Raw genomic sequence first — 366 nt, forward strand, 5'->3', positions numbered from 1 at the left:
GTCGAAGCCCGGCGCCACCGTGCAGCCGACCAGCGTCCATTCGCCGAGGCTGCGCGCTGACTGCCACCAGCCGGCCGGCACCACAATCTGCGGCCGCTCGCCGGCGGCAAGTGCTGTGCCCAGCACCTGTTCGATGACCGTGCCGGAACCTTCGTCATGCATGGCGAGCGCCAGCGGCGCGCCGGCGTAGAAGTGCCAGACTTCCACCGCATCCTTCACCCGGTGCCAGGCCGAAATCTGGCCTTCCTCAAGCAGGAAATAGATTGCGGTCGAATGGCCGCGCGCGCCCCCCGCGCCATCGCGAAAGGTCTCGGCATACCAGCCGCCTTCGGGGTGCGGCGCGAGGCAACGCATTGCGATGATTTG

Annotated in this window: 1 protein-coding gene; it reads right to left on the reverse strand. The window is 68.0% G+C overall.

Going from position 1 to position 366, the window contains the following annotated elements:
- Positions 1–366 (reverse strand): cupin domain-containing protein (locus EN852_RS36435; RefSeq protein WP_246694524.1); only part of this gene is annotated, 366 nt, incomplete at both ends.

The organism is Mesorhizobium sp. M2E.F.Ca.ET.209.01.1.1 (assembly GCF_004010375.2).
Lineage (GTDB): Bacteria > Pseudomonadota > Alphaproteobacteria > Rhizobiales > Rhizobiaceae > Mesorhizobium.